The organism is Chryseobacterium sp. BIGb0232, from assembly GCF_024810195.1.
GTDB classification, from domain to species: Bacteria; Bacteroidota; Bacteroidia; order Flavobacteriales; family Weeksellaceae; genus Chryseobacterium; species Chryseobacterium pennae.
The window spans coordinates 83065-109823 of sequence record NZ_JANUEH010000004.1 but is presented as its reverse complement, the minus strand read 5'-3'; the positions used below and the strand labels follow the sequence as shown (position 1 = coordinate 109823).

At 36.6% G+C, this 26759-nt stretch carries 21 protein-coding genes; 14 read left to right on the top strand and 7 right to left on the bottom strand.

Annotated elements, in window-relative coordinates:
• The first annotated feature begins 11 nt into the window (after nt 1-11).
• The 13 genes from M2372_RS12030 (at nt 12) to M2372_RS11970 (ending at nt 16141) form a co-directional block, all read left to right on the top strand.
• On the top strand, nt 12-1598 hold the full coding sequence (locus tag M2372_RS12030; RefSeq protein WP_123320550.1) for a hypothetical protein: 1587 nt from the start codon (nt 12-14) through the stop codon (nt 1596-1598).
• 36 nt (nt 1599-1634) lie between these two features.
• The gene (locus M2372_RS12025; protein ID WP_123320551.1) at nt 1635-3221 is read left to right on the top strand and encodes a hypothetical protein; all 1587 of its coding nucleotides are present in this window, start codon (nt 1635-1637) and stop codon (nt 3219-3221) included.
• A gap of 153 nt (nt 3222-3374) precedes the next feature.
• Nucleotides 3375-4328 carry a sulfatase-like hydrolase/transferase gene (locus M2372_RS12020; RefSeq protein WP_123320552.1) on the top strand — a complete coding sequence of 318 codons (954 nt, stop codon included), beginning with the start codon at nt 3375-3377 and terminating at the stop codon, nt 4326-4328.
• Between the two features lie 181 nt (nt 4329-4509).
• On the top strand, nt 4510-4923 hold the full coding sequence (gene rpsL, locus M2372_RS12015) for a 30S ribosomal protein S12 (RefSeq protein WP_002983146.1): 414 nt from the start codon (nt 4510-4512) through the stop codon (nt 4921-4923).
• A 23-nt stretch (nt 4924-4946) separates the two neighbouring features.
• Nucleotides 4947-5423 carry a 30S ribosomal protein S7 gene (gene rpsG / locus M2372_RS12010; RefSeq protein WP_034677991.1) on the top strand — a complete coding sequence of 159 codons (477 nt, stop codon included), beginning with the start codon at nt 4947-4949 and terminating at the stop codon, nt 5421-5423.
• Nucleotides 5424-5429: 6 nt separating this feature from the next.
• A complete protein-coding gene (gene fusA / locus M2372_RS12005) occupies nt 5430-7547 on the top strand; it encodes an elongation factor G (protein WP_123320553.1) in 2118 nt (705 codons plus the stop codon).
• Nucleotides 7548-7565: 18 nt separating this feature from the next.
• Nucleotides 7566-7871 (top strand): 30S ribosomal protein S10, encoded by a 306-nt coding sequence (rpsJ, locus tag M2372_RS12000; RefSeq protein WP_002661363.1) that lies wholly within the window; start codon nt 7566-7568, stop codon nt 7869-7871.
• Between the two features lie 134 nt (nt 7872-8005).
• Nucleotides 8006-8833 (top strand): GLPGLI family protein, encoded by an 828-nt coding sequence (locus M2372_RS11995; RefSeq protein ID WP_123320554.1) that lies wholly within the window; start codon nt 8006-8008, stop codon nt 8831-8833.
• A 301-nt stretch (nt 8834-9134) separates the two neighbouring features.
• Nucleotides 9135-11144, top strand: a complete 2010-nt coding sequence (locus M2372_RS11990; protein WP_123320555.1) for a TonB-dependent receptor domain-containing protein — start codon at nt 9135-9137, stop codon at nt 11142-11144.
• Between the two features lie 30 nt (nt 11145-11174).
• Nucleotides 11175-11795 (top strand): hypothetical protein, encoded by a 621-nt coding sequence (locus M2372_RS11985; RefSeq protein ID WP_123320556.1) that lies wholly within the window; start codon nt 11175-11177, stop codon nt 11793-11795.
• A 146-nt stretch (nt 11796-11941) separates the two neighbouring features.
• Complete coding sequence (locus M2372_RS11980) at nt 11942-13138, top strand: PepSY domain-containing protein (RefSeq protein WP_123320557.1); 1197 nt, start codon at nt 11942-11944, stop codon at nt 13136-13138.
• A gap of 95 nt (nt 13139-13233) precedes the next feature.
• Nucleotides 13234-13728, top strand: coding sequence for a low affinity iron permease family protein (locus tag M2372_RS11975; protein WP_115967832.1), 495 nt, complete (start codon nt 13234-13236; stop codon nt 13726-13728).
• 157 nt (nt 13729-13885) lie between these two features.
• Nucleotides 13886-16141 carry a zinc-dependent metalloprotease gene (locus M2372_RS11970; protein WP_123320558.1) on the top strand — a complete coding sequence of 752 codons (2256 nt, stop codon included), beginning with the start codon at nt 13886-13888 and terminating at the stop codon, nt 16139-16141.
• A 57-nt stretch (nt 16142-16198) separates the two neighbouring features.
• On the opposite strand, the gene M2372_RS11965 is transcribed toward M2372_RS11970, so the two are convergent.
• The 7 genes from M2372_RS11965 to M2372_RS11935 form a co-directional block, all read right to left on the bottom strand.
• Nucleotides 16199-18934, bottom strand: a complete 2736-nt coding sequence (locus M2372_RS11965; RefSeq protein ID WP_123320559.1) for a hypothetical protein — start codon at nt 18932-18934, stop codon at nt 16199-16201.
• 113 nt (nt 18935-19047) lie between these two features.
• Complete coding sequence (locus tag M2372_RS11960) at nt 19048-20019, bottom strand: hypothetical protein (RefSeq protein ID WP_123320560.1); 972 nt, start codon at nt 20017-20019, stop codon at nt 19048-19050.
• Nucleotides 20020-20253: 234 nt separating this feature from the next.
• Entirely contained in the window at nt 20254-20673 is a 420-nt protein-coding gene (locus M2372_RS11955; protein ID WP_115968612.1) for a hypothetical protein, read from the bottom strand.
• Nucleotides 20674-20924: 251 nt separating this feature from the next.
• Nucleotides 20925-21725, bottom strand: coding sequence for a hypothetical protein (locus tag M2372_RS11950; protein ID WP_123320561.1), 801 nt, complete (start codon nt 21723-21725; stop codon nt 20925-20927).
• Nucleotides 21726-21742: 17 nt separating this feature from the next.
• Complete coding sequence (locus M2372_RS11945) at nt 21743-22474, bottom strand: MIP/aquaporin family protein (RefSeq protein WP_115973405.1); 732 nt, start codon at nt 22472-22474, stop codon at nt 21743-21745.
• A gap of 23 nt (nt 22475-22497) precedes the next feature.
• On the bottom strand, nt 22498-23994 hold the full coding sequence (gene glpK / locus M2372_RS11940) for a glycerol kinase GlpK (RefSeq protein WP_115973406.1): 1497 nt from the start codon (nt 23992-23994) through the stop codon (nt 22498-22500).
• 7 nt (nt 23995-24001) lie between these two features.
• Nucleotides 24002-25600 (bottom strand): glycerol-3-phosphate dehydrogenase/oxidase, encoded by a 1599-nt coding sequence (locus M2372_RS11935; protein ID WP_115973407.1) that lies wholly within the window; start codon nt 25598-25600, stop codon nt 24002-24004.
• Between the two features lie 116 nt (nt 25601-25716).
• Between M2372_RS11935 and M2372_RS11930 the strand changes: the two genes are divergently transcribed.
• Nucleotides 25717-26478 carry a DeoR/GlpR family DNA-binding transcription regulator gene (locus M2372_RS11930; RefSeq protein WP_115973461.1) on the top strand — a complete coding sequence of 254 codons (762 nt, stop codon included), beginning with the start codon at nt 25717-25719 and terminating at the stop codon, nt 26476-26478.
• Nucleotides 26479-26759: the final 281 nt, after the last annotated feature.

Sequence of the window (26759 nt, the reverse complement as noted above, 5' to 3'; positions counted from 1 at the left end):
TATTGCAAACGATGAAAAGCTTCTTAATTACAGCGGCAATATTTCTGGGAGTATGTATGGGGTACTTCTTTCTTATGTTGTCCGGGACTGAAAATTACTTTACCTATATCCTGGATGATGCTTATATCCATTTGGCAATGGCCAAAAATTTTGCTCTTCACAGAGTATGGGGTATTACTGAATATTCATTTTCTTCTTCTTCTTCTTCACCGGTATTTACATTTATCCTAAGTATTTTGATCTTCTTTTTGGGAAATCATGAGCTCATTCCTTTGATATTTAATGTCGTATGTGCTGTTTTTATGTTGTTTTTTCTGAATAAATATTATGCATATTACTTTAGTCAAAGCAAAACTGTTGTTATTGCCGGTTTATTCACCCTGATATTTACCTCTGTCCCTTTGCTTATTTTTTCTGGAATGGAACATGTATTACAGATCATGATGGTTACCGTCAATATTTTATATTTTGAAAAGTGGCGACAATCCGGATATAAAAACAGATATGATTCTGCATGCGTTTATTTCACATTGGCATTGCTTGGGCTGATCCGCTTTGAAAGTATGTTTTATTTTACAGCACTTTCTTTTGTTCTTCTTTTATTAAGAAGGTATAAAGAGATGGCAGGAGTGATTGTTTTTGGTTTTGTTCCTGTTTTGATTTTTAGTTATTTTACTTATCAGGAAACAGGATATTTCTTTCCTAACTCGGTTATTATCAAAGGACTTAGGTTTGATCTTTCGAAAGATTATATTGAACAGCTGGTTAATATCTTTCTGTTTAAGTTTGTTGAAAACCCTTACTTTTATAATGCGTCTTTATGTCCATTACTCATTTCTGTATTTTTTATTATTAAAGATGTTAAAAAGAAATTAGGCTTTCAGGAAGTGCTTGCCCGTAATTTTTTTCTTGTAGTCTGGTGTGTTGCATTGTGTATACATGGAACATTCAGTCAGTTTACCAACTTTTACCGGTATGAGGCATATTTGCTTACAGGATTTGCCATGGCGATAGTACCAAAGCTGAAAATTTATTTTAAAGAGAAGCAGTTTATTGTAAAGAAAAACAGGACAATAGCTGTTTTGATTGTTTTTTCAATGGGAGCGCTTATTTTAAAAATAGGATTAGTAAGTTTTCTAATCGTAACAGGAAGTAAAAACATTTACGAGCAACAGATACAGTCTGCAAGATTTCTGAAAAAATATTACAATCAATCTAAAGTAATGGCTAACGATATTGGAGCTGTCAGCTATTTTACAGATATACATTTGTTCGATTTCGTAGGATTGGGGTCAAAAGAGATCGTTCCTTTAAGAATGAAGAAAAGGAAGGTAGATGCTGAGGTAGAATCTTTTCTGACTAAATATTCTGCTGAAAATAATTATACCCTTGCTATCGCCTATGATGAATGGATGGATGGCCATACTCCAAAAAACTGGAGGAAGGCGGCTGTTTTAACGATCAGTGGCAGGAATGCCGTATTGGGAAGAGACCATGTGTATATTTATTCTATAGATCCGGCTATTCATGATGCTTTGAAAGCACACATACGAAGTTTTACCTGGAATAAGGGTATAAAGGTTGAGGTTCTGGACTGATTTTCTGTATAGTTTGGATATATTAATATTGTAATGATGAAAAGCTTTTTAATAACAGCTGCTATTTTTTTCGGGATATGCCTTGCTTATATTCTGATGATGCTGTCAGTTACTGAGAATTATTTTACCTATATCCTGGATGATGCTTATATTCATTTGGCAGTAGCTAAAAATTTTGCTCTTCATGGAGTATGGGGAGTTACAAAATATGCTTTTTCGTCTTCATCATCATCTCCGGTATTTACCTTTATATTAAGTATTCTGATCTCAGTTTTTGGAAATCATGCTTTAATACCATTGGTTTTTAATATTATTGTTTGCGGTCTGCTTATTATCATACTTACCAGGTATTATTCTAATTTTTTACATCCCGCTAAACACGTTGTTGGAGCATGTCTTTTTACTCTTTTTATTTCTGTATTGCATGTACAGGTTATGTCTGGAATGGAACATGTCTTACAGGTTTTTGTGGTAGCAGTGAATATATATTGCTTTCAGCACTGGATTAAAGGTAATTTTAAAATGAACCTTCATGCATATTGGTTTTATTTTACGGTATTGCTGTTGGGGCTGATAAGATTTGAAAGCATGTTTTATTTTCTATCACTAGCTTTCGTTTTCTTACTGGTAAGAAATTTTAAAAATGCTGTACTGGTACTTCTTTTCGGTTTCATTCCGATTGTGGTTTTTGGGTATTTTAATTACCATAGAAGCGGTTATTTCTTTCCCAATTCAGTAGTGGTAAAAGGAACCCTGATAGATTTCTCAGGAAATGTCTTAACTCAGATTACTGATATTATTCTCAAAAAGCTGCTCCTTAATATTACATTCTATAAAATTGGACTTTTTCCTTTATTAATTGGAGGAGCCTTGATGTATAAGGATTATAAGAGCAAACCAGACTTCCGGTCCGTAATCTCCGGTAATTTTCTTTTCATCGCTCTTGGGCTTACATTGATAATGCATTGTCTGTTTGGTGAAATAAGAAGTATCTTCAGATATGAGGCGTATTTATTGATTGCCTTTAGTATGGTTCTTATTCCAAGGTTGCTGTCTTACTTTATAAAACCGTGGTCAGCTTTTAAGACAGGACCCATAATAGGGATCTTTATTATTGCCAATGCATTACTATTGATATATAAGTGTAATTACTCTCATGCTTTGATTCTTAACGGAAGTGCAAATATTTATGAACAGCAAATACAGTCTGCAAGGTTTTTAAACAGATATTATAATACCTCTAAAGTAGTTGCTAATGACATTGGAGCCATTACTTACTTTACGGAAATTCATCTGTTGGATTTTGTAGGGTTGGGATCAATGGAACTGGTAGATTTCAAAATCAGGAAAAAGACTTTTGATGATGATACCGAAGAGTTTCTTAGCAATTATACCAGGGATCAAAACTATCAGCTTGCAATTGCCTATGAAGAATGGCTGGATGGGCATACTCCCCAAAACTGGAAAAAAGTGGCCGCTTTGGAGGTAAAAAGTGATAATGCTGTACTAGGTTTTAAGCGCCTGTTCATTTATTCTATAGATCCGCAAACCAGAAATGCTTTGATACAGAATATTAAAGACTTTCATTGGAACAAAGATGTAACCGTTACCATGATAAAATAAATATCAATTAGCATTTTCCCTTTAAAGCACTGATATTTCCCTTTTTATTGATTTATATATTAAATTCTTAAGAAATAGATAACAATTTGTTCATCAATAGGGAGGCTGTGTTTTCTAGCTTTGCACACGAAATCCACAAATAATATAAAAGCTATGAAAAAAATCTTCATGTATTTCGCTATGTCCTTATCTATGTTTTCATGTAGTAACAATGACAATGAAGCACAGGCAAAGGTAGAACCTAAGGATAAATACCAAACTAAAAATGTAGTTCTTTTGGTTGTTGACGGGCCTCGTATTTCTGAAACCTGGGAATCTGCCGGTAAAGTGAATATTCCGAACAGAGTAAGTCTTCTGAGCCAGGGGATATTTATCAGTAATTTTAGAAACAACGGAACCACCAATACCAATCCCGGACATAGTGCAATGTGTTCAGGAGTCTACGAAAATATCGTCAATGATGGTACTGAATTACCAGGCTACCCGTCTGTGATGCAACAATGGCTAAAGTTTACAGGAGCAGATAAAACCAAAGCCTGGGTAATTGCATCCAAAGATAAGCTGGAAGTTTTAAACGATTGTAAACAAGCAGACTGGAAAGGGAAATATCAGCCAAGTGTAGATTGTGGGATAAGCGGAAATGGATCTGGCTATAGAGCTGATGCCGTTACAATGACCAATACGAAGGAGGTCATGAAAAAGTATAGTCCTAATATCATTGTGATCAACCTTAAGGATGTAGATTCATACGGACATGATAATAAGTACAACGAATATATTCAGGCTATAAAAACAACAGATGCTTCTATAAAAGAGATTTGGGATTATATTCAGTCTCTGCCTGCTTATAAGGATAAAACAACCTTAATTGTTTCCAATGATCATGGAAGACATTTGGATAGTAAAGGTGGATTCAAAAACCATGGAGATGATTGCGAAGGGTGTAGACATATTGAGTTCTTTGCTATGGGACCTGATTTTAAAAAGAATACAACCATTAGTACAGGAAATTATGAGCAAATTGATATTGCAAGTACAATGGCTGAACTTTTGGGGGTGCCTAAACAATATATGAAAGGAAAAGTAATAAAAGATGCCTTTAAATAAGATTTTGATTTTTTGATGCTGGCCTCCATTGCTTAAAATGATTCAAGAACATAAAATTAATGGGGGATTCAGGCAGTTATGAAAACGGATAAAGAAAATTGATGAAGAAATAAAATATCATAACTGTTTGTCAATTAAAAAAATATTATTATTTTTGCACCCTAAAATAAAAAGCAATTAAATGCCTACTATTCAACAATTAGTAAGAAAAGGAAGAGCCACGCTTGCCAAGAAGAGCAAATCGGCTGCCCTTGATTCTTGTCCACAAAGACGTGGTGTATGTACGAGAGTATATACTACTACACCTAAGAAACCTAACTCTGCACTTAGAAAAGTAGCAAGGGTAAGACTTTCAAACGGTAAAGAAGTTAACGCCTATATCCCGGGCGAAGGACATAATCTTCAAGAGCACTCGATAGTATTGGTTAGAGGCGGAAGGGTGAAAGACCTACCGGGAGTACGTTACCACATCGTAAGAGGTGCATTAGACACAGCTGGTGTAAATGGAAGAACTCAGAGAAGATCTAAGTACGGAGCTAAGAGACCTAAACCAGGACAAGCTGCTGCAGCTCCTGCAAAAGGAAAGAAAAAATAATCATTAAATAAGGTACAGAAGCAATGAGAAAGACAAAAGCGAAAAAAAGACCGTTGTTACCAGATCCGAAGTTTAATGATCAATTGGTAACGAGATTCGTAAACAACTTAATGCTAGACGGTAAGAAGTCTATCGCATTCAAAATTTTCTATGATGCATTAGATATCGTAGAAACTAAAAAAGGAGAAACTGAGAAAACAGCCCTTGAAATCTGGAAAGATGCATTAACAAACGTTATGCCTCACGTAGAAGTACGTTCTAGAAGAGTAGGTGGAGCTAACTTCCAGATTCCTATGCCAATCAGAGCTGATAGAAAAATTTCTATGGCAATGAAATGGTTAATTAGCTACTCTAAAAAGAGAAATGATAAGTCTATGGCTTTGAAATTAGCTAATGAGGTTGTAGCTGCTTCAAGAGAAGAAGGTGCAGCTTTCAAAAAGAAATCTGATACTCACAAAATGGCGGAAGCTAACAAAGCTTTCTCACACTTTAAATTCTAATCTGAAATGGGTAGAGATCTTAAATTTACAAGAAATATTGGTATTGCTGCTCACATTGATGCAGGTAAGACTACCACTACTGAAAGAATCTTATTCTATACAGGAGTAAACCACAAAATTGGAGAAGTTCACGATGGTGCTTCTACAATGGACTGGATGGAGCAGGAAGCAGAAAGAGGTATTACTATTACTTCTGCTGCAACTACTTGTTCTTGGAACTTTCCAACAGACCAAGGAAAGCCTCTTGCAGATACTAAGCCTTACCACTTCAACATCATTGATACACCGGGACACGTTGACTTCACTGTAGAAGTAAACAGATCTTTAAGAGTGTTAGATGGATTGGTATTCTTATTCTCAGCAGTAGATGGAGTAGAGCCTCAGTCTGAAACAAACTGGAGACTTGCTGACAACTACAAAGTTGCTAGAATGGGATTCGTAAACAAAATGGACAGACAGGGTGCTGACTTTCTTAACGTGGTAAACCAGGTTAAGAGTATGTTAGGATCAAACGCAGTTCCAATCGTTTTACCAATCGGTGCTGAAGAAGATTTCAAAGGAGTTGTAGACTTAATTAAAAACAGAGCGATCATCTGGGATGAAGCAGGACAAGGAGCTACTTTCGAAGTAGTGCCAATTCCTGAAGATATGAAGGATGAAGTTCTTGAATACAGAGAAAAACTAGTAGAAGCTGTTGCTGACTACGATGATACTTTGATGGAGAAATTCTTCGAAGATCCAGATTCAATCTCTGAAGAGGAAATCAACGAAGCTCTTAGAAAAGCTACTATCGATTTATCTATTATCCCAATGACTTGTGGTTCTTCATTCAAGAATAAAGGAGTACAGTTTATGTTGGATGCAGTATGTAAATACTTGCCTTCTCCATTGGATAAAGATGATATCAAAGGTACTGACCCAAGAACTGACGCTGAAATCACAAGAAAACCATCTGTAGATGAGCCTTTCTCTGCATTAGCATTTAAGATTGCTACTGACCCGTTCGTGGGAAGATTAGCATTCTTCAGAGCATACTCTGGAAGACTAGATGCAGGTTCTTATATCTTGAACACTCGTTCAGGAGATAAAGAAAGAATCTCTAGAATCTATCAGATGCACGCTAACAAGCAAAACCCAGTAGAATATATTGAAGCTGGTGATATTGGTGCTGCGGTAGGTTTCAAATCTATCAAAACCGGTGATACAATGTGTGACGAGAAAAACCCAATCGTTCTTGAATCGATGGTTTTCCCTGATCCGGTAATTGGTATCGCTGTTGAGCCTAAAACTAAAGCTGACCAGGATAAAATGGGTAACGCTCTAGCTAAATTGGCTGAAGAAGATCCTACGTTTACTGTTAGAACTGACGAAGCTTCTGGACAAACGATTATCTCTGGTATGGGTGAGCTTCACTTAGATATCATTGTAGACCGTATGAGAAGAGAGTTCAAGGTTGAAGTAAACCAAGGACAACCTCAGGTAGAGTACAAAGAAAACTTAACAAGAGTTGCTCAGCACAGAGAAGTTTACAAAAAACAATCTGGTGGTAAGGGTAAATTTGCTGACATTGTATTTGAACTAGGACCTGCTGACGAAGGTAAAATTGGTTTAGAATTCATCAATGAGATCAAAGGTGGTAACGTTCCTAGAGAATTTGTTCCTGCAATTGAAAAAGGCTTTAAAGCTGCAATGAAAAACGGTCCTTTGGCTGGTTTCGAAGTTGAAGGTATTAAAGTTATTCTTAAAGACGGATCTTTCCACGCGGTGGATTCTGATGCGCTTTCATTTGAAATGGCAGCTAAATTAGGATTTAAAGAAGCGGGACGTGCTGCTAAGCCAGTAATCATGGAGCCTATTATGAAACTGGAAGTTGTAACTCCAGAAGAATATATGGGTAACATCATTGGTGACCTTAACAAAAGAAGAGGTACAATCAGTGGTCAGGAAGAGAAAAATGGAGCTGTTGTAATCAAAGGTTCTGTTCCACTTTCTGAAATGTTTGGATATGTAACAACTCTAAGAACACTTTCATCAGGAAGAGCTACTTCTTCTATGGAATTAGAGAAGTACCAAGCTACTCCACAAAACGTTGCTGAAGATATCATAGCTAAAGCAAAAGGTTAATTTTTTAAAGTACAAGAAATGTCACAAAGAATCAGAATAAAATTAAAATCTTACGATTACAACTTGGTAGACAAGTCTGCTGAGAAAATCGTAAAAACGGTAAAGGCTACTGGTGCTGTTGTAAACGGTCCTATTCCATTACCAACGAATAAGAGAATCTTCACAGTGTTGAGATCTCCGCACGTAAACAAGAAAGCAAGAGAGCAGTTCCAATTATCAGCTCACAAGAGACTAATGGACATCTACTCTTCTTCTTCTAAAACTGTTGATGCTCTAATGAAATTAGAACTTCCTTCAGGTGTAGACGTTGAAATTAAAGTGTGATAACTGCATACTTTGCAATGATTATAGAAACCGTTCCTTTTTAGGGACGGTTTTTCTGTTTCAATTTTAAAAAGATTTTTATTATCTCTAGATTGAATCAAACATTATCAATATTTTTGACTCAAACTTATACCATGAAAAAGCTAATACTTCTGTTATTCCCTTTATTATTGAGTGCACAGACTCATCGTTTCGTATATCTGCTTCAATACAAAAAAGATTCATTGGCACAGGATTTTACCAAAGCCAATATGGTACTTGATATCAATCCTGATGATATCAAATTCTACCCTTATGCCTATGCAAAAAATGACTCTTTAAATATGATCAGAGGACAGAAAAGTGCCAGGTGGGATGATGACCTTCCCGCTGTCATCAGAAAAAAGAACTCTTCTGAAAATACCTCACTCATTCTGATGAATGATTTTTATTCTTTAAAATCAAATGATAAAATCAACTGGAAATTATCAGATGAAACTAAAGTTGACGGGCAGTATACATTACAGAAAGCAACTACAGATTTCGGGGGCAGACAATGGATTGCATGGTTCTGCAAAGACATCAATTTAAGCGAAGGACCTTACAAGTTTCGTGGACTTCCCGGACTGATCTTTGAAATAGAAGACAGTAAAAAGAACTACCTCTTTAAACTGGCAAAAAGTATGAAGTTTTCCAACACTTATAAGACCCCATTTCTGGATAGCTTTTTGGGAAAGAAACCTCTTCCCGTAACCGATAATATGATTGCAAAAAAACAATTGGAACTGTACAACGATCCGTTACATGATGTCGCAGAATCGTTTAAATCCAATACTAATCCCGAGAATACTTTCTGGGTTTCCGGAGTACAGGTTAAAAGCATAGATCAGCTCAAAGGAATGTCTGATGAGCGAAGAAGAGTAATGCTTCGGGATAATAATCCAATCGAAATTGATAAAGCTATAAAGTATCCTTTGAACTAATATAAAGACAATACATAATACTATCCGTCCCTATTTTAGGGATGGATTTTTTATTTTTTTATGATGGGTATAAATGAAATAGGGATCTATATATGCGCATTTTTTTCTTTTCCAATATTGATAATCATTGTATAGTATGGAGTGCTTATCCTCAATAGCCGAAAAGCTACTTTAGTATATTTTTATCATAATTATGATGAGATTGTTGATCCTATATTGATGGTAATTGTAAGGTGAGATATGTCACCTTAGTTTGTTTATTTAGAATCATTAAAAATAATAACTTTGCAAAAAAATCTTGATGTTTAGAACAGTATCTTTTTCCTTGCTTGTTTTAGGATCAGCTTTCATGAGCGGTCAGAAAACTAAGGACACGTTAAAAAGTAACCATATTAATGAAGTCGTAATAACGGGTTCCGGGTATGCTCAGAAAATCAAAGACACACCAGCTACGATTTCTGTAATTTCTCAGGCAGATCTTAAAAAAAGAGCGTATAGAGACATTACCGATGCATTACAGGATGTTCCAGGTGTTTTCGTTACAGGAGGAGGAAGTACAAGTGATTTTTCAATAAGAGGTGCCGAATCTGGGCAGACATTAGTCTTAATTGATGGGAAAAGAATCAATACAAGAGAGACAAGACCCAATTCTGATGGCCCAGGTATAGAACAAGGATGGATGCCACCATTGGAAACCATTGAAAGGATTGAAGTGGTAAAAGGGCCAATGTCTTCACTATATGGTTCTGATGCGATGGGCGGAGTAATCAATATTATCACTAAAAAACTGAGTAACGGCTGGAGAGGATCTGTAGGAACCAGCTTAATACAGCAGGTACATAAAGAATCTGGAAATACATACCAGATTGATGGGTATGCTGCCGGTTCTTTAGTGAAAAACCTTCTTCAAATGAAAGTGACCGGGAGCTATTCCGACAGAAATGAAGATAAGTTTGTTGGTGGATTTACAGAAAGAGTTATTAAAGCTTTTGGAACAGAATTCAGTCTTACTCCAAATACTAAAAATACCTTTAAACTAAGCTACGATTATAACCGTCAGGAAAGAAATCAGAATCCTGGATATTCTTTGGGACCAAAAGCAAAAAGCTCACGTAATAACTACGAGAGAAATGTATTGGCATTAAGTCATAAAGGTGACTATTCTAATTTCCATACAAATTCTTATATCCAGTATGACAACACGAATAACCCAAACAGGGATATGAGGTATGAGACTTTTGCCGCATACAGTCTTAATAATTTCAATATTAAAGATCATGTCATCAGCTTTGGAGCAGAATACAGATATGAAAGGCTGAATGATTTAGGAAATAAAATGAAATCCGAAAATGGGGAAGTGGTAACCAAACTGACCCGTTGGAACTGGTCTGCTTTTGCGGAAGGTAACTGGAAGTTAGTGGATAAACTACACCTGGTTACAGGAGCACGTCTGGATAATGATGAGAACTATGGTTCTAACTTTACGCCAAGAGGATATTTAGTATGGAGTGCAACAAACAACTTTACATTTAAAGGAGGTGCTTCATGGGGATATAAAGCTCCGGGGCTAAGAGCTGTAAACCCAGGATGGGGACAGGTGACGGGTGGTGGAACTCAGGATGGAGTAATTATCGGAAATAAAGACCTTAAACCGGAGAAAAGTTTCAATCAGGAATTGACGGTAATGTTTGAGGATAATAAAAAAGTGATTAACCTTAGCGTAACAGGGTTTAATACAGACTTTAAAAACAAACTGGTTGAAGTTAGAAAATGTAATAACACCGAAGAATGTAAGCAATTTGAAGCTTTATACAACCATATCTATGACTTTATCTCAACAAGAGAAAATCTTGGTAAGGCAAACAGTATGGGACTTGAAGCTAACCTAGGAGTAAATATGACAAAGGATATTGTATTAAAAGCAAACTATACCTATACTGATACTAAGATTAAATCTGAAGAAATTCCAGCATTGTACAATAAACCATATGCAAGAATACCAAAACATATGGCCAATGTAAATCTTTCGTGGAAAGCTAACGATAGCTTTGAGTTCTGGTCAAGAGGAAATTACAGAAGCGAAAGCCAGCCGGGAGTTAGCAGAGGTAGAGCCCAGGAATACCCAATTCCATCTTACTTCTTATTAGATTTAGGAACGGTGTACAGATTGAACAAACACGTTCGTTTCACATTTGGAGTATATAATCTGTTAGATAAGGATATTCGTAATGATACTACTGATCCGGCTAGTAATTTTGGTTTCAGAATCGATGGAATCAGATATCAGTTCGGAGCTAATTATTTCTTCTAAAACATTGTAAAACCTTAAAATAAAATAGACATGAAAAGTACTTATATCAAAACTATTGTAGTAGCATTGGCAACCTTAGTGGTAGCTTCATGTTCAGGTGATAAAAAGAAGGGAGTGGATTACAATCAGTTTAAAACACAAGTACAGCTTACTCCAGACCAGGAAAAAAGCTTTGATGAGATCACTGCAAAATACCAGCAGCTGCAGGAGCAGAACTTTCAGGCTGCAAAAGCTCAGGGCGGGAATATGGACCGTGTGGCATTGGGGATCAAAGGAGAAGAACTGAGAAACCAACAGTCTATTGAAATGGCTAAAGTATTGGATGCTCCACAAATGGAAAGATTTAACAAATTTGTTGATGAAAATGCCAGAAAAAGACCAAGATATGATAATGCTTTACTGGAAAGAATAAAAGCAGAAGCTCAGCTTTCAGAAGATGAGTTCAAAGTAGTAAATGCAGCAAACGATGCTTTTGAAAAAGCATTCAGCGATGCACACGATGTATATCATGGGAATAATGATCTTGCTAAAGAATACTGGGAGAAATTTGATACGCAGAGAAAGGCTGCGATTCAAAAAGCATTAACTCCGGAACATTATACAAAGTTCGAGGAGATTGTAAAAGAAATCCAGTTCAAAGGAAGAAAATAAACAATATTAATACCGGTTTAGAAAGGAGGATATACTAAAGATTCCTTTCTCAAATTTGTATTGACTTTTAATTTATTCATATCAAATTAATTTTATAAACATTAAGACGGTTTCAACTGTCTTAATGTTTTTGCTATAATACCAAAATGAAAACACTGTTTAAAAGCCTTTACAGGAAAAGACGCAAGAATGAATCTCTCATTAAATATGTAATGTGGATTATTCACCTTTGGCTGGGACTTTTATCATGTGTCATCATTTTTATAGTTTGCCTTAGTGGCTGTCTTTATGCTTTCAAAAATCAGATCATTGATTTTACAAACAGAGACAAAGTATATATCAGTGAAACCTCCACCCAGGTTAAGAATCCGGATCTGATCCAGGCAGAATTACTGAAACAGAATAAAGAACTCACCTCACTGTTGATTCCTGATGATAAAGGACGCAGTTATGTCATTGGTTATCGTGAAAATCAATTAGACAAGAGTACTTATTATAACCAATATACCGGAACAATTCTTGGTCAGCCTGAAGTGGGATCCGGTCGCTTTTTTGAAATCGTTCTGGATATTCACAGAAATCTGATGATGGGAAATGCTGGTCGTCAGATCCTGGGAGCCGGCGTATTGATGTTTTGTGTATTATTGATCTCAGGGGTGATCCTTTGGCTGCCTAAAAAGCTAAAGTTTCTGAAACAGGGTTTAACCGTTATGTTCAGGGCAAAATTCCAGCGAGTGAATTATGATCTTCATAACACCCTTGGCTTTTATACCTTTCTGATATTATTCTTTATTGCAGTTACCGGATTGTATGTAACCTATCCTTGGGTGAAGAATGGTCTTATTGTAAGCTTAGGAGGATCTTCCATTGATAATATTTCAAAAGATACAGGGAATGGTGATGACGCATTTGGCGGACTGTTGGAAGATATGCTCCAGAAACAGGATGAAAAGAAAAATCTTAAAGACTCCGAATCTGCTTCCATTGATGAAATTTTACAGCTGGCAGATCAGTATCTTCCTTATACTGCAGTTACCAGTATAGAGCTACCTAATAAAGATAATCCGAGATACGTTGTCATTAAAACCAATACCCAAAATTTCCTTGGGATGATGCTTCCGGATGAAGTTACTTTTGATAAAACCGGAAATTTTAAAACCAAAGAATTGTTTGCAGATAAACCATTAAATAAACAATTCACATCATTGGCCAAGCCATTGCATACAGGAGAAATTATGGGACTGCCAAGTATTATTCTTTATTTTATCGTTTCGTTTATCGGTTGCTCATTGCCTGTTACAGGATTCCTGATCTGGTGGCATAGGTTTAGAAAAATAAAGTAAAATATCCCTTAATTCAAATTTACATACCTCATTTTCACTATTATCTTCGTCTGTTCGGGTTAATTTTATACATTTAATATAAAATAACCTGAACTATGGATCATAAGAATAACAATCTCTTTGAAAAATTTTCAAACTGGGCTGTGAAATTTACAGGAAGTCAGTACGCTTTTATTGGTGCCATGCTTATCGTTATAGTTTGGGCTATTTCTGGACCCTTTTTTGATTATTCCGAAACCTGGCAGTTAGTTATCAATACAGGAACTACAATCATTACTTTTCTCATGGTTTTCCTCATTCAAAAAGCCCAGAATAAAGATTCAAAAGCAATACAGATCAAGCTGAATGAAATCATTGCAGCCCATGAAAAAGCCAGCAACAGAATTGTAGATATTGAAGATCTTACAGAGGCTGAATTGGATCAGCTTCATCATTATTATGAAAACCTGGCTCAGTTTGCTAAAGAAGATACAGATATCCATACTTCCCATTCCATAGATGCTGCACAGAGGAATCAGGATTACAAATATGAATTCTTTAAAAGGAAACATGAAGAATGGATGCAGAAGCAGGAGCGAAAAAACGAATAGACTTTTGATTAAAAAAAATCTTTTAAATTAAATTATTATAGTATTTTATTAATATTGAATTGTTGTAATTTGTATTTTTGTGTTTAATTTTAATTTTTTGTTTGTTTTTTAGTGTTTTTTTTAACAAATATTTAAATTTGTTCTACAAATATTATATATGAAAGCAAAATTATTTTGTTTGCCGGTATTATTTTTAACAATATCAGCAAATGCGCAATGGAGCAGAGGGCTTCCAGAACAAAAAATCACAAAGAAAAGTGATCATTCGGTTTACTATAAACTCGATATAGATCAGCTCAGAACTCAACTGCTGAGAGCTCCTAAAATAGGCGAGGGCGCTCCTATTACGATCAGTATTCCTACTCTTGACGGAAAAATTGAAAAATTTACAGTAAATAGTTTTCCAGTAATGGATGAGACTTTAGCGAATAAATATCAGCTGGGGTCGTATGTTGGGATCGGAACTGATGATCCTTCCAAATACATCAGATTCAGTATCGCTCCCAATGATTTTCAATCTATGATTATTGGTGCTGATGGTAAATATGAATTTATAGAGCCGGCAACTGCCGACAAATCTTATTACTCTGTACACGGAAAAACAAATAAGAGCGGTCATGCATTTGTATGTAATACCAAAGAGGATAAAGAAGCTGTTGCCAGAATACAGAAGCTGATAAATTCCGGAACGGCAGCAAAATCAAATAACAAAACTTTTCATACCCTTAGACTGGCAATGTCTGTGACAGGAGAATATACGGCCTTCTTTGGAGGCGTAGCAGGTGCTCTTACACAAATCAATGCTACTTTGTCAAGAGTAAATGGGGTGTTTGAAAGAGAATTTAATGTACATGTCAATGCAATTAATGCCCCAGGTCTTATATTTTTGGATGCTGCTAATGACCCTTACAGTACTTCCAATCTTATGTGTAAGTGGAATTATGAGCTGATGAATACACTGCATGGAGGAGCTTATGGTGTTACGGATGAAGATTTTGATATCGGACATTTATTTGGTGCTACAGGCGGTGGCGGGAGTGCCGGATGTATTGGTTGTATAGGAAGTAATGATATATCTACAGATAATGATCCTGATTGTGGAAACTCTCCTTCTCCAGGTAATTATAAAGGAAGTGGATATACTTCTCCTGGAATTGATTTTTATGCTAGTGGTACATGGAACCAAAACAGTACAGCTCAATTACCACCAAGTGGAGACGCTTTTGATATTGACTTTGTAGCTCATGAGCTGGGACACCAGTTGGGAGATTCCCATACATATAGTTTCAATGAGAACTTTTTGAATCAGGAAGTTGAGCCAGGCTCAGGATCTACAATTATGGGATATGCCGGAATTACCGGCACAAGTACAGATGTTCAAAGGCATTCTGATGTTTATTTTCATAGTGTGAGTATTGATCAGGTGCAGACAAACCTTGTAACAGTAACTGCTGATGTAGAAACACCGATTGTTAATAATCCTCCTGTTGTAACTGCAATGAATACAACCTATACCATTCCAAAATCTACTGCGTTTGTATTAACTGCATCTGCAACAGATCCTGATGGAGATGCTTTAACATATTGCTGGGAGCAGATAAATCCAAGTAAACTGCTTAATGGAGTGACAAAAACAAATATCGGAAATACAACTTCAGGGGCCAATTTTAGATCTTGGCCACCAGCATCAAGTCCTACAAGATACTTTCCTAAGCTTGAAACAGTGCTGGGTGGAGCAGTAAAAAAAACTGCTGATTTTGAAGCAGCAAGCACAATAGCAAGAACTACCAATTTCCGTGTAACGGTAAGAGACAATAAACCCGGAGGGCAGGCGCAATCTGCCTCTGCAAATCAAATCGTTGTTGTAGGATCTGCTGCTGCATTTACAGTAAACACAGCCTCTCTTACCCCTAATGCTAATTCTACCATTACATGGACGGTATCCGGAACCACAGCTTCTCCATACAATGTTGCCAATGTTAAGATTGATTATACAGAAGATAACGGTGCAACATGGAATGACCTGGCGGCATCAGTCCCAAATAATGGTTCAGCAAGCGTTTTCGTCCCTGCTTCTTTAGCAGGAAAGGAAATTCATGTGAGAGTATCTGCTATTGGAAATGTATTTTACGCAGTGAAGAAGGCTACTGTATTAGCTACATTAGCTGTTTCTGAAACCAGAAAGAATGTTAAAGCTGTTCATATTTATCCAAACCCTGTTGAGGATATATTGAATGTAATGAACGTTTCTCCAGGCGCTACTTACGAGATCTTTAATACTCCCGGACAATTAATCTCAAAAGGAACAATAGGTGAGGGGAGCATTAATGTGAGCACCTTGGTAAAAGGAGTTTATTTCATTACAATTAATAGTAAGGATATAAATACTAAAACCAAGTTTGTCAAAAAATAATATAATATAATAAAATAAAAAACCTCTGATGCTTCAGAGGTTTTTTTATAAATGATTTTATCTCATGAAATAGCTGAAATAACTGCAGCTTCCCATCAGACTTTTGGTGGTCTCAGTATCTGAGTACTGTGTCTTAAGCTGGGCAAAATACGTTCTGTATTTTTGATTCTTAAGATTGTCCATTTCCTTTTGACGGGTGTCTTCTTTTTCAGACCATTTAGGGTCAGAATAATCAAAATCTTTTGGAGCTTTTGCCTCATACTGATAATATTTACCCTGTTCGGCACTTGCCATCTGGAAGAGAATTCTTGCCTTTTCCTCTTTATTGTTGGAAAGGGTTAGAGCCTTTTGGTAATAGTTGATTGCCAGATCAAAATTATCAGGTTCAATATAAGAAGTATCAAGGAAGTTCTTATAGTAATATTTGTAAGGATTGCCCTTGTCATTATTCCAGAAATAATATTTTCCACCGTTGCTGTTATCAATATCCATCACAAATAAATGTCGGTAATATCCTAAAATGGAAGTATTATAGAGTAGGTTTCCGATAAGTTGATTCGCTCTTGCTGCCTTTTCATCTTTACCATTCCCTATTTTCTTAAGCTGGATCAGCGCATCGGTCAATTCCAGTTTATTCATATTGTTTTTGATAAAAGAGAAATCAGTATAGCCTTCCGATTTCATGGATTCCGCATCGTTGCTTTGATAGCTTTCCCAAACATTGTGTCCAAAAACAAGACCTGGAATATTATTAAAGCCATTGTATTCAGTAGGAGTATACTGTTTTTGCGTTATGGTTTGGCCGTCTTTCTCTGTCCAGTCATAATTTTCCCTTGGAACTCCGCCAAATTTCTGAGCCTTTTCATAATATGATTTAGCCTTTTCAAAATCAGCAAGTCTCATAGCTCTGTCACCATAGATTGTGTTGAAGAATGCTTCAATATTTCCTACACTATCCATATTTTTAGCGATGATCTGTTGCTCAAATTGGGTTTTGTTAGGTTTTCTATAGAAATCTTCTACACTTTTTACCAGGCTGGAGTTCGGGTTGTACTGAAGATCGGAAAGTTTATTGTTCATCAGGAATGATTTGCCATCTTCTCCCTGAAGGAAATAACGGTTGGCCATCACATCCTTTAAAAAATCAGCTGTAGAAGGTACCGTTCCATAATAATCACTATTGACATTAGCAGTGTCTTTTTTTACTTCTTTTTCCACAAAATATTCAGCATAATCCTTCATCAGATGATCTTCAAAAGCCGCATCAACTTTCGGTTGGGAAACAATATCATTCAGAACTTTCATCCTTTTTATTTCCTCAATATATTCAGGATTGGTTGTCTTGATGTCATTCAGGATTTCAGTACTTTCTTTATAGTCTTTCTTTAAAAACTTAAGGTAGGCATCAGCAATCTGCCAATATTCATCTTTAGATTTTTCTTTCGTTTTTGAAGTGAACTTTTCAAGGTCATTAAGATAATCTTTAGTATTATCATCATATCCGCTATATCCGGTTGTATAGAAAGGAATTCTGTTCGGGTTGTTCAGTAATTCATCATCGCTCTGGTCAGTTTTACTTCCATTTCCGGAAGCATCAGTTTTAGAACCTCCGAAAAGATTTTTGAAGAACCTTACGATTTTCTGCCAGAAGGACACTTTTTCTTCCTTTACCTCTTTTACCTCTTTGGTTGTTACTTTATCTGTAGTTGGATCGTTTGAATTATGGTTTTCAGTATTTCCTCTGTAAACAGATATTCTGCCATACGCATCCGAAGTATAATAATAGGTCGGAAGGTAGCTTCTTTCCAGTTCATTGATGCTTCTTACTGCCATTACCTTTAAGATTTCAGAATCCGGATTAATGTCAAACATCTTTTCCATAATAGGAATTGGATTGTTGAAATCTTCGTATCCTAGAAGGAAATAAGCCATGTTCTTTTCCTCATTCGTATTGGCTCTTTTCATAATATTGCTGAAAGAGGCCGTGTCCGAAAGCTTCATAGAAATGAACGCAGATTCCTTACGGTCTTTACTGTTCATAAATACCTGGAAGAAATTCCAGTTGGCATCACCATTCATTTCCAATCCTCTTTGAGCGCCTGCAAGCTGATCTAATGCCATATAATAGACTGTACCCTTTAATTTGATAGGCTCAATATAACTTTTGAAAGCCTGTAGAGCAGAGTCATAGTTTCTGGTATAGTGATTTAAACGAACCAATTGATATCCGTACCGTTGTTTGATCTCAGGATTTCTGGCTGCATTATACAAAGAAGTCAGAGCAGAAATTGTTTTATTATAATCAAGAGAGGTGGCATTCTTTCTGCTGTCATCCCTGTTATAGTAAAACGAGTTCTCACTTTCAATATAATTGATGCTCATGTAAGGCTCCAGATATTTAGCCTCAATTAAATAATCAATTCCTTCCTTATATTTCTGGTAAAATCCTGTTCCCAGTTTCTGTAAAAGTGGGTTGGCAGGAGTTCCGCTTTTAAGAGCATTAAGATCATTCATGCTTAATTTATATACCAGATTCTGAGTTTCGGCATAATTAAGCTGATTGTTAAAATACTTTTTCCATGTTTCAATATTATCATCAGGAATCATGGACGGATTATACTCACCAAAGAATCTTGAGGAATAGGTATGAAGGAAAGGAAGGTAAGACTTATCCTTAATAATGCTCTGTGTAAAAAGATTGAAGTATTCATAATCCGGATCCGACCACGCACAGGCGTTGGAATTTGTATAGAAAAGAGATACAACCGCAAGTGAAAGAATGTACTTTTTCATAGGGTTTGTGTGGTGTTTTTTTAGTTTTTATAGAGTTGTTTTGTAATCAAAGTGCTGGCAGAAAATAACACAAGTTGCTGAATGTCTATTCTCTGTCCTAATCTATAGTAGATTTAAAATTTTCGATCTAGCACAAATTTACTATCTAATTGATAATAAATTATATTAAACTGCTGTATTTTTTTCTGAAGAAAAAGAATCACATCAGTTAATTGTTCCTCCGATATTTCTTCCACTTTTATTTTGAAACCTTTATTCAGGTAACTCCCAAAGTAGAAGCCATCTTTTAATACTTCAGCTTCATGGTCAGAGATCTTTTTAAAATTAGGGTTGTTGAGATCTTTTTTAGACAACGCATTAATAAGTTTATGCTTGCCCAGATGATTCGTAATGATTCCCCATGAATAAATAGGAAGGGCTACTTCAATTTTTTTAATAGGATAGTCCTCCATTTTTGAAAGATAGCTTTTCAGGATGCTGACATCCAGGATAGAATTTTTGTCCGATTTATCCAAAGGAGATGAAGTGGAGTAGCACATCAGATAGACCTTATCCACTGGGGGAATTCCTGTTTGCTTTTTATCTTTAACCTGATGAAGACGTAACGTACAGGTAATTTTCTTTCCGGAAATACGTTTAAGTTCTTTTAAAAATTTAAAATAATCATCCCGTGTCCCGGCAGTCCAGTCACAGTCGATCTGAATTTCATTGTTGATGTTTAAATGATATTCTTCAGCTTTTTTCTGAATCAAATGATGAATACTCTCTGCAAGGAATCTGACTTCCTTCTGAGAAATTCCCAGCAAAGTTTGATTGGTGATAAAAACAGTAGGTACAATTTGCTTATCCGTCTGAAAACTTTGGTCTTTAGTAATAACAGCAACGGGCTGGAACTTTCCTCCTGCTTTATCAACATCAAAAAATCTTGTGTATACATAAGGAACAGTGGCCTGATCCAAAACTTTCTTCTCTTCCTGATCCAGCTTCAGATTTGTTTTCCAGTAATAAAATGTGTAAGGATGGTTCTCTTTTTGACTGCATGAAACAATGAAAAGTAAAACCCATAAAATGTTTAGTATTTTCATACTTTGGTGTGCGTAATTGATTTTTCAAAAGTAAAGATATTTATACAAACTATTCATCGCGAAATCCCGGGATTTTTTATTCCTGACAAATTCCATAATTTCAAACGTTTCTTGCTGACAAAGCAAACAATTAGTATAATCATTCCCCTCCATCGAAAGGGTGTCAAAAATTCAAAGAATTTTCCCTCACAACAAACAAAAACCACCCCAAAGGAGTGGCTATGTTTAATCTTGTTACTTATAGAATTCACTTTCACAAGTACAAGTCTCTTTATCTATACTTTCTCTGGCGGAGCAACAACCTTCAAGATTTTGAATATTACCTTTTTCATCCGTAAGGTAGATCTTATCTTTATCAAATTTCACAAAGAAGGTTTCGTTGTATTCCTTGAAGTGTACCTTCATTACTTTGTTAGCTGCATATTTTCCAGCATTTACTTCTTCTGTAGTTTCCTTTCCGTTAGCCTGATTTACCTGAACGTACCCAAAGAGTACATCACCGTTCTTTTTCACATCTAAATAATAGTGAGGAGTACCGGTACCGCTATATCCTTCCAGAATATCAAAGCTTCTGTGTCCGGTAAAAGGAACCTTTACCTGTGCCAGAGTGAACATGCTAATGCATAAGATTACTAAACTGAAAATCTTTTTCATATTATTTTTCTTCAAATGTAAAAAATATCTGCCGAATCTGTAAACCGTAAAATCCCGGTAATTAAGAAAGCGATTATCATTAATATTCTCCAGTCTCCTTTCTTCTTTACCTCTCATTCGTATAACCATTCCCCTCCAGTAGAGGGGTAGCAAAAATTCAAAGAATTTTTGCCGGGGTGGTTCCTCCTTCCATCTAACAAAAAACCACCCCAAAAGGAGTGGTCTCTATATAATCTAGTTGAATGTTTACATTAAAAAACGGTCGCAGCCAGCTGAATTCTTGCATATTTATTAGAAGGATTCCACATGGCCATCATTGAAACCGGAAGACTGTAATGCTCAGTAATTTTAAGAACTTTTCCTGCTTTTACTCCTACATTGACAATATCGAAGTTATTTTTCCCATTGCCATATAAAAAGGTGTTGCCATTCAATGAAAATCCTGCTCCTACAAAAGCATCCAGATTCACTTTTTGTCCGCTGATTACAGGGTAACTTGCCTGAACATAGGTAGAATATCTGTTCTTTTTGTAGCTTCCATCAGGTTCCAGTATTACTTCTCCCGCATTGGCACCTCCATACAGCATAATGTCTGCTTCAATATTGATAGGAAATGAAGGACCAAAAGTGTAGTTGGTTCTTAAATCAATGATATGAGCTGTTCTTCTTTGTGAGTAGCTGAAGATATCATCTGCAGCATTAGCTGTATTGATATTTCTGGAGTTATAAAGATCCCATAATCCGATATAGAAACGTCCGTTGGAATATTGAACATAGTAATTAATCTCCTTATAATGAGTATTGTCCTTATCATCGGCCAGAGCAGAAGCACCCCAAATACCAACTTTCCATTTCTTTTCCGCATCCAAAGCGTAAGAAAGATTTCCCATCACTACAGGCTTATCTGTAATAATCAAACCTCTCCATAAGTGGTTGTTTTGTATATTGGCGGTGAAATCCAATCGGTTTTCTTTACCTTCACTGCTTTCCTGTGAAAATAATCTTCCTGTTGCTAAAGTAAGCAGGAAAATTCCTTTTAATATTTTCATCATTCGTATTTTTTTTGTTTTTATTTTAAAGCCATGAACAATAATGCTGCAATGACAGCTCCGCTGATAGGTCCTATGACAGGTATCCAGGCATAGCCCCAATCACTGCTCCCTTTTACCGGAAGAATAGCATGCATAATTCTTGGAGCAAGATCTCTCGCAGGGTTAATAGCATATCCGGTTGTTCCACCTAGCGAAAGCCCGATTACCCATACCAGAAACGTGACAGGAATAGCACCTACCGAACCTAAGCCTACTTTTGCATTAGGATCTGCCTGTAAATTAATACTCGGATCCGAAATGTAGAAAATAACAAATACGAGTACAAAGGTTCCGATAATTTCGCTGATAAGGTTAGACGAAACTTTTCTGATTGCAGGACCGGTACTGAAACAAGCCAGTTTTGCCCCTTCATCCTCTGTAATGGCAAAGTGATCCTTATGAAACAGCCAAACCAAAAAGGCTCCCAACATTCCTCCAATCATCTGAGCCGCGATATAAGACGGAACCAGATCCCAGGAAAACTTTCCTGCAGCAGCTAAACCAATCGTAACAGCCGGATTCAGATGGGCGCCACTTACGGGCCCGGCAACGGTTACTCCCACAAAAACGGCTAATGCCCAGGCTGTGGTAATCACAATCCATCCGGAATTATTTCCTTTGGTATCCTTCAAGACAACATTGGCTACAACACCGTTGCCTAATAAAATAAGAAGCATCGTCCCGATCACTTCTGCGATAAATGGAGTCATATGTGTATTTTTAAGGTCAGAAATTAATCTTCAATCCAGCTTTGAGCACGGGATACTGCTTTGTTCCATGAATGAACCATAGCATCTACTTTTTCCTTTTCCAATTGAGGATGGAAATCTTTGTCTACAATCCATTGTTCCTGGATCTCATCAATGTTTTTCCAGTATCCTACAGCAAGACCTGCTAAATAAGCCGCTCCCAATGCTGTTGTTTCCAGTGTTTTTGGTCTTATAATTTTAAATCCGAAAAGGTCAGACTGTATTTGCATCAGTAGATTACTTGCCGAAGCTCCGCCATCTACTCTCAGCTCAAGACTTGCTCTTCCAGAATCAGCTTCCATAGATTTTACAATATCATATACCTGGAATGCAATTCCTTCCAAAGTGGCTCTCGCAATATGTCCGTCGGTAGTCCCACGGGTAATTCCTACAATCGTTCCACGGGCATACTGATCCCAGTGAGGGGCTCCCAGACCTGTAAGGGCAGGAACAAAATAAACCCCACCATTATCTTCAACAGATGCTGCCAGATCATTCACTTGGTCAGAAGAATGAATAAGTTTAAGACCATCTCTCAGCCATTGAATCGCTGCGCCCCCTACAAATACACTTCCTTCCAACGCGTAGTTAACCTCTCCATTAATTTTCCAGGCAACAGTTGTCAGAAGGTTATTCTTTGAAGAAACCGCTTCTTTTCCTGTATTCATTAATAGAAAGCACCCTGTTCCATAAGTATTTTTCACCATTCCCGGATTGGTACACATCTGACCGAATAAAGCCGCCTGCTGATCTCCTGCAATTCCTGCAATCGGAATTTTAGTAGAGAATAGAGTAGTGGCTGTCTCGCCATACACTTCACTGCTTTGTTTTACCTCAGGAAGAATGGCTCTTGGGATGTTGAATAATTCCAAAAGATCATTATCCCATTCCAATGTATGGATATTCAATAGCATGGTTCTGCTGGCATTCGAAACATCGGTGATAAACATTTTTCCACGGGTAAGCTTCCATACCAGCCAGGTATCCACAGTTCCGAAACATAATTTTCCGGCTTCTGCCTTTTCTCTTGCTCCATCCACATTATCAAGGATCCATTTTAATTTGGTAGCAGAAAAATAGGCATCTAATACAAGACCTGTCTTTTCTTTAATGGTTTCTGCGTGACCTTGTTCTTTCAGTTCATCACAATACTTGGAGGTTCTTCTGTCCTGCCATACAATGGCATTATAAATAGGTTCTCCGGTTTCTTTATCCCAAACTATTGTTGTTTCACGCTGGTTGGTAATTCCAATAGCGGCTACTTCCAGTCCGGAAATGCCTGCTTTGGCAATAATTTCTGCAGCAACAGAGATCTGTGATGACCAGATTTCATTTGGATCATGCTCTACCCAACCTGGAGTTGGGAATATCTGTCTGAAATCTTTTTGAGACACATACTTGATCTCTCCGCTATGGTTGAATAGAATCGCTCTGGAGGAAGTAGTTCCCTGATCCAAAGCGAGGATTAACTTTTCATTCATATGGTGATTAATTAAGGTTGATAACTTTAGGTGAATAAGGTGTCAATAAATACCCTTTTGCCAATTCGATGAATTCATTTTCCTGTTGCTGAGCCCATTCTTCAGAATATCCTTTTTCCTCAGCAATAATTCTTGCCACATTGTGGGCGCTGTCTATAGCAGCTCTTGCATCCAGGAATAACAGGCGAGCTCTTCTTGCCAGTACATCTTCAATGGTTTCTGCCATTTCATTTCGTGCTGCCCAAACCACTTCAGCTACAGTGAATGGATGGTCAGGATGTATTTTCTGTGAAAAACGGGGATTGCTTTCCTGTAAAGCTTTTATGGACGGAATATCAGAACCATATACATACAGATGATTCGTTCTGTCTACCTGCTCAGGTTTTACATTACCATGAATAGACATATTTTCTGTTTTGGAAGTTGTATTACCCAGTTTATGAACCTGCATCGCTTTATCGATTGTATCTTCCGCCATTTTACGGTAAGTGGTCCACTTACCACCAATAATGGAGATCAAACCTGTGTCGGAAGCAATAACCTTGTGGCTTCTGGAAACTTCTTTTGTACTCTTACTACCATCTTTTGGAGCGGCAAGAGGGCGAAGTCCGGCAAAAACAGATTTTACATCATCGCGGGTTGGTTTTTTAGACAGGTATTGTCTTGCTGTATTTAGAACGAAACTGATTTCCTCTTCCAAAGCGCGAGGTTCAAAGCTTTCGCTTTCCAAAAGAGTATCCGTAGTTCCTACCAAAGCTCTGTCATGCCAAGGCACGACAAATAAAACCCTTCCATCAGAAGTTTTAGGAATCATGATGGCATCATCACTTTTCAGGAATGATTTATCCAAAACTAGATGAATTCCTTGGCTTGGTACTACCATTTTACCATGTTTAGGGTTATTCATATTAAGGATGTCATTCGTGAAAACACCGGTAGCATTGATGACTACTTTTGCATGAATCTGGTATTGCTGCTTGGAGAACTGATCTTCAGCAACCACACCAATGACTTTATTCTTGTCATCTTTCAGAAGGTTGATAACCTTTACATAATTAACAGCACTTCCTCCCTTTTCAATAATGGTTTGGGTTAAGTTGACAGCAAGTCTAGCATCATCAAACTGTCCATCCTGGTAAACAACACCACTTGCTAAATGGTTTTGTTCAATAGTAGGTAGTTTTTCAATAGTTTTTGATTTACTGATGTACTTTGTTTTACCCAAACTTAATTTTCCGGCAAGGAAATCGTAAACGGATAGACCTATTTTATAATAGATTCCGCCCCACCAGGTGTAATTAGGAATAATGAAAGATTGATTCTTTACAATATGTGCTGCATTTTTGGATAAAAGACCTCTTTCTTTTAAGGCTTCTTTCACCAGACCTACATCTCCCTGTGCCAAATATCTTACTCCACCATGTACCAATTTGGTACTTCTGCTGGAAGTTGCTTTTGCAAAATCATGAGATTCAAGTAATAATGTCTTGAATCCTCTGCTTACTGCATCTAATGCTGAACCTAAACCACTGGCTCCCCCTCCTATGACTAAAAAGTCCCATTCTTTTACATTGGTTAATTTACTGAGTTCTTCGTTTCGTTTCATAAATGTTTCGTTTATGTTTCGTTTTCAAATATATAAATTAAAAATGAAAGCAAAAAGAAAATAAATGAAATTTTAAAATGTTAAAAAAAAACGGTAATTTTGAGGAAATGAATAAAATGGAGAAGCTAATACCAAGGCATGATGAAATATTAAAAGAACTGGATGAAAAAGGACATGTTCTTGTTCAGGATCTGTGCGAAAGACTGAATGTTTCTTCAGTTACGATACGAAAAGATTTGAACTATCTCGAAAGTTTGGGGCTTCTGTTCAGGAATCATGGGGGAGCGAGTAAGCAGGTAAGGTATGCTTATGAAAAAAATGTAGGAGAAAAAGAAAATATCAACGTAGAAGCAAAGCAGGCGATTGCCAGGGCGGCACTTCCGTTAATTCAGGAAAATGATTGTATCATATTGGCGTCGGGTACTACGATGCATTATCTTGCCAGGATGCTGATGAATTTTGGACCGCTTACAGTTTTGACTTCTTCCTTGAGGGTCGCTATTGAACTTTGCAATAATCCTAATATTAATGTCATTCAATTGGGAGGAGAGGTGAGAAAGAGTTCTACTTCAATTGTGGGATCCATTTCAGAAGGAATTCTTAAACAGTTTTCCTGCAATAAACTTTTTTTGGGAGTAGATGGAATTGATCTGGAATTTGGGATCAGTACCTCGAATGCTGCAGAAGCTCATCTCAATCAGGTGATGATTGAATGTGCTGATAAAACAGTGGTTCTTGCAGACTCATCAAAATTGAATAAGAAAGGTTTTGGTAAGATTGCGTCACTTGATCAGGTGGATTACCTGATTACGGATGATGGGATTGCAGCGGAGGATCAAGTTAAACTTGAAGAAAATGGAGTCAATGTTATGAAATAATTCTGTGTAAGTTCCTTAATTTATCGCATAATATGTAAAAATATAAAGCCCATGAGTGATCATGAGGCTTTAATTTTTTTTAAAGAAGCTGTTATAATGATATAGTTTGGGGTTTCATTATAAAAAGAAGAAGAGATGTTCTTATTTCTTTATAATGTATAGGTTGTTTTTGTTGTTGGAAATTTCGAAATGTTTCATTATCGTATAGTTATGGCATTTTTTTTGTTATCAGCTGTTGGCTTTGAATTGTTAGAATTGGAAATCAAAGAAAAAAAATGTGC